Genomic DNA, 5,009 nt, shown 5'->3' on the forward strand with positions numbered 1-5,009 from the left:
CCTGCACGACGGCGGTCGCGGCCTGGCCCGCGGGGGCGGCGGTAGCGGTTGGGGCCAGCCCTTCGGTCGGCGCCGAGGAATTGCAGCTTGCGAGAACTGCCACGAGCGATACCGTCAGAAGACCACGCGAAATCTTTGCAAACACCGTACTCAACCCTCTTCCATCCCAATATCTGGGCCATTTACCTGGCGAACCGGAGCGTCACTTTCCGGTCTTTCACCGCCCATTTTCCTGGTCTATATCAGCGGCGCGAATAAAAATCGATTGGGGTTGATGGTCGTGGACTACATTTCTACCCGGGGCGAAGCTGCCCCTCTCGGATTCCGCGATGCGCTGATGGCGGGACTTGCCCGCGACGGCGGCCTTTACGTGCCACGCCAATGGCCTTCGCTCTCCAAAAAAGAGATCCGCGGCCTGCGCGGCAAGACCTATCAGGAGGTCGCCTTCGAGATCCTCAAGCACTTCGTCGGCGACGAAATCCCCGCCGAAAAGCTGAAAGGCATGATCGACGAGGCTTATGCCACGTTCCGGCATCCGGCCGTCGTGCCGCTGGTGCAGACGGGACCGAACGATTTCGTGCTCGAACTCTTTCACGGCACGACGCTCGCCTTCAAGGACGTGGCGATGCAGCTGCTCGCCCGGCTGATGGATTACGTGCTCGCCGAGCGCGGCGAGCGGGCGACGATCGTCGGCGCGACGTCGGGCGATACCGGCGGGGCAGCGATCGACGCATTCGCCGGCCGTGAGCGCACCGACATCTTCATCCTCTTCCCGCATGGCAAGGTTTCTGCCGTACAGCAGCGACAGATGACCACGTCGAAAGCCGCCAATGTGCATGCGCTGGCGCTGAAGGGCAATTTCGACGACTGCCAGAACATCGTCAAGGAGATGTTCAACGACGTCGCCTTCCGCGACCGGGTGAGGCTCTCGGGCGTCAATTCGATCAACTGGGCGCGGATCATGGCGCAGGTGGTCTATTATTTCACCGCCGCCGTTTCGCTCGGCGGGCCGGACCGGAAAATCTCCTTCACCGTGCCGACCGGCAATTTCGGCGATATCTTCGCCGGTTACGTGGCCAAGAAGATGGGCCTGCCGATCGACCGGCTGGTGATCGCTACCAATGACAACGACATTCTTGCCCGGACGCTGAAGACTGGGCGCTACGAGATGCGCGACGTCAAGGCGACCACCTCGCCTTCGATGGATATCCAGATCTCGTCCAATTTCGAGCGGCTGCTGTTCGAGGCCTATGGCCGCGACGCCGCCTCGGTGCGCGCCGCCATGGCTGGCCTCAAACAATCCGGCAGCTTCGAGATCAAGCCGGAGGCGCTGAAGGCGATCCGTCGCGAATTCCGCGCTGGGCGGGCGACGGAGCGGCAGGTTGCCGCGACGATCCGCGAGACGCTTGCCGCGACCGGTTATCTGCTTGACCCGCACACGGCGACCGGCGTTTTCGTCGCGAAAAAGAACGCAAAGCCGGCGAGCCCGATGGTGACGCTTGCGACCGCCCACCCGGCCAAATTCCCGGCCTCGGTAAAATCCGCTTGCGGAATTGATCCGGCGCTTCCATCATGGCTTGCTGATCTTATGCAAAGGGAGGAGCGCTTCGATATCTTGGAGCCTGAGCTTAAGTCCGTCGAAACTTTCATCGGCGAGCATGCCCGCGCTAAGTAAGTAAGGTATCGGCGGCGCCGGAAAGACGTAAACATGAATGTAGAAATCACCCGGCTCGCCTCCGGGTTGACGGTCGTCACCGAAACCATGCCGCATCTGGAGAGCGTCGCGCTGGGTGTCTGGATCAAGTCCGGATCGCGTAACGAGACCGAGGACGAACACGGGATCGCCCATCTCCTCGAGCACATGGCCTTCAAGGGCACCGCCCGCCGCAGCGCCCGCGACATCGCCGAGGAAATCGAGAATGTCGGCGGCGAGCTCAATGCCGCGACATCCACCGAAACCACCTCCTACTACGCCCGCGTGCTCAGGGACCATGTCCCGCTGGCGGTCGATATCCTTGCCGACATCCTGACGGAATCAGCCTTCGACGAGGAAGAACTGCGTCGCGAAAAGCACGTCATCCTGCAGGAGATCGGCGCTGCCAACGACACGCCCGACGACGTCGTGTTCGACAAGTTTTCCGAGGTCGCCTATCGCGGCCAGACGATCGGCCGGCCGATCCTCGGCACGCCGGATACGGTCAAGGGGTTCACCCCGGGGCAGATCCGCAACTATCTTTCGCGGAACTACACGACGGACCGGATGTTCGTGGTCGCCGCCGGCGCCGTCGATCATGCGACGTTCACCAAGCAGGTGGAGGAGCGCTTCGCCAGCCTGCCGATGACCCCGAGTTCGCCGCCCGTGCTCGAAACCGCCCGCTATATCGGCGGCGACGTGCGCGAAACACGCGACCTGATGGACGCGCAGGTTCTGCTCGGTTTCGAGGGCAAGGCCTATCACATGCGTGACTTCTACTGTTCGCAGATCCTGGCGAACATCCTCGGCGGCGGCATGTCCTCGCGCCTGTTCCAGGAAGTGCGCGAACACCGCGGCCTCTGCTACTCGGTCTATGCCTTCCACTGGGGTTTTTCCGATACCGGCATCTTCGGCATCCACGCGGCAACCGGCGGCAACGAGCTGCCGACGCTGGTGCCCGTCATCATCGACGAGCTGCGAAAGTCTTCGGAAACCATTCACAGCCAAGAAATCGACCGCGCCCGCGCCCAGATCCGCGCCCAGCTTCTGATGGGCCAGGAAAGCCCGGCGGCACGCGCCGGCCAGATCGCGCGCCAGATGATGCTCTACGGACGCCCGATCCCGAACCCGGAAATGATGGAACGGCTGGAAGGGATCACCACCGAGCGACTCACCGATCTTGCCGGGCGGCTGTTTTTCGATACAGTTCCGACATTGTCGGCGGTCGGCCCGATCGAACAGCTTGCACCGTTGAGCGACATCACCACGGCACTTGCCACGCCGGGGATCCAGACCAAGAAGGCTGCCGGTTAAACCGGCCGCCCTGCCCGGAGCAGCACTAGCATGACCAAGTCGGTGTTTCGGTTCCTGTCGCGACAGCCGGACACACCAGAGCTTTATGGCGAAAACCACCTGCTCCGGCTCCCCCGTTATTCCGACTACAAGCAGTGGCAGCGGCTGCGCTCGGAAAGCCGTCCCTTTTTACAGCCCTGGGAGCCGGTCTGGCGGCCGGACGAGCTGACCGAAGGATCGTTTCGCCTGCGGGTCGTCAGAAGCGGCCAGGAATATGCCTCTGGCCTTGCCGTGCCGCTACTCCTCTTCCGCCGCGACGACCAGGTGCTGCTCGGCGGCCTGACCATCGGCTATATCCGCCGCGGTGCGGCGCAGAGCTGCATGATCGGTTACTGGATGGGCGAGAAACATTCCGGCCAAGGCCATATGTTGGCCGCATTGAAGGTGGCTATCCCGTATATCTACGGCGGACTTCAGTTGCACCGGATCGAGGCAGCCTGTATTCCGGAGAACTGGAAGAGTGTACGGCTTCTCGAAAAGGCCGGTTTCGAGCAGGAAGGTCTTTTGCGCAAGTATCTCAAAATCAATGGCGAATGGCGCGACCACCTGATGTTTTCCCGGCTGCCGGAAGACGGTGAGTTCGGGAAGATGCTGAAGCCATGAGCGCCTCGTTCTTGCGTCTTGCGCCGTTGACCCGATTTATGCCGGCGATCGTCGCCCTCCTTGCTGTCGCCATGTTTTTGACGGCGGTGCCGGCTGCGCGCGCCGCGGAGCCGGTCAAGATTTCGCGAGACGACACGGCGCTCGACCTCACGAGAACCACGGATATCTACGTCAACCAGGGCGAGGCCTTCCAGGTGTCGACGGCCGCCGGCTCGGACGGCATCCGCCGCCGCATCGAGGTGCGCGCAAGCTCCCCCGGCCACCAGGGCGACTGGGCTGTTTTCGCACTTTCCAACGTCTCCGAAGAACAGCTCGAACGGGTGATCGTCGCGCCGCATTTCCGGCTCGCCAATTCGAAAATGTTCTGGCCGGATCTCGGCTCGCAGCGCATCATCTCGATCACGCCTTCGGAAGGTTTTGCGCTCGACCGGATACCGAGCCCGGACGCCGACGTCTTCCGGATCACGCTGAATCCCGGTTCGACCATCACCTTCGTCGCGGAACTCGCGACCCCCTCGCTGCCGCAGATCTATCTCTGGCAGCCGGATGCCTACAAGGACACGGTCAACTCGTTCACCCTCTATCGCGGCATCGTGCTCGGCATTGCCGGCCTTCTGGCGGTGTTCCTGACCATTCTTTTCGTCGTCAAGGGCACCTCGATGCTGCCGGCGGCGGCGGCACTTGCCTGGGCGGTGCTTGCCTATATCTGCGTCGACTTCGGTTTTCTCGACAAGCTGATCACCGTCACGTCGGGCGACCAGCGCATCTGGCGCGCGGCGGCGGAAGTGGCGCTCGCCTCCTCGCTCGTGATCTTCCTGTTCACCTATCTCAACCTCAACCGCTGGCATGTGCATCTCGGCTACGCGACGCTTGCCTGGGTGGTCGGCCTGGTGCTGCTCGGTGGCGTGGCGATCTACGATCCGTCGGTCGCGTCGGGCATCGCCCGGCTTTCGTTCGCGCTAACCGGCACGGTCGGCATCCTTTTGATCATCTATCTCGGCTTCAGCCGCTACGACCGGGCGATCCTGCTGGTGCCGACCTGGGCGCTGATCCTCGTCTGGCTGTTCGGCGGCTGGCTGACGGTGACCGGCAGGCTCGACAACGACATCATCCAGCCGGCGCTCGGCGGCGGCCTGGTCCTCATCGTTCTCCTGATCGGCTTCACCGTCATGCAGCATGCCTTTGCCGGCGGTGCCTATCAGCAGGGCCTGTTCTCCGACCTCGAGCGGCAATCGCTGGCGCTGACCGGCAGCGGCGACACCGTCTGGGACTGGGACGTGGCCCGCGACCGCGTCATCACCACGCCCGACATCTCGACCCGCCTCGGGCTCGATTCCGGCGCCATGCACGGGCCGGTGCG

The 5,009-nt window shown here is 63.1% G+C and carries 3 protein-coding genes and 1 pseudogene; all 4 read left to right on the forward strand.

The window, feature by feature from the left end:
- Positions 1–280 precede the first annotated feature (280 nt).
- Positions 281–1,675 (forward strand): threonine synthase, encoded by a 1,395-nt coding sequence (gene thrC, locus MOV61_RS28275; protein ID WP_408962443.1) that lies wholly within the window; start codon positions 281–283, stop codon positions 1,673–1,675.
- 33 nt (positions 1,676–1,708) lie between these two features.
- Positions 1,709–3,007, forward strand: coding sequence for a pitrilysin family protein (locus MOV61_RS28280; RefSeq protein WP_038540701.1), 1,299 nt, complete (start codon positions 1,709–1,711; stop codon positions 3,005–3,007).
- A gap of 30 nt (positions 3,008–3,037) precedes the next feature.
- Positions 3,038–3,649, forward strand: a complete 612-nt coding sequence (locus tag MOV61_RS28285; RefSeq protein WP_247138968.1) for a GNAT family N-acetyltransferase — start codon at positions 3,038–3,040, stop codon at positions 3,647–3,649.
- Between the two features lie 71 nt (positions 3,650–3,720).
- Positions 3,721–5,009 (forward strand): annotated as a pseudogene (locus MOV61_RS28290) (sensor domain-containing phosphodiesterase); the annotation flags it as partial.

Source organism: Neorhizobium sp. BETTINA12A (assembly GCF_023006485.1).
Lineage (GTDB): Bacteria > Pseudomonadota > Alphaproteobacteria > Rhizobiales > Rhizobiaceae > Neorhizobium.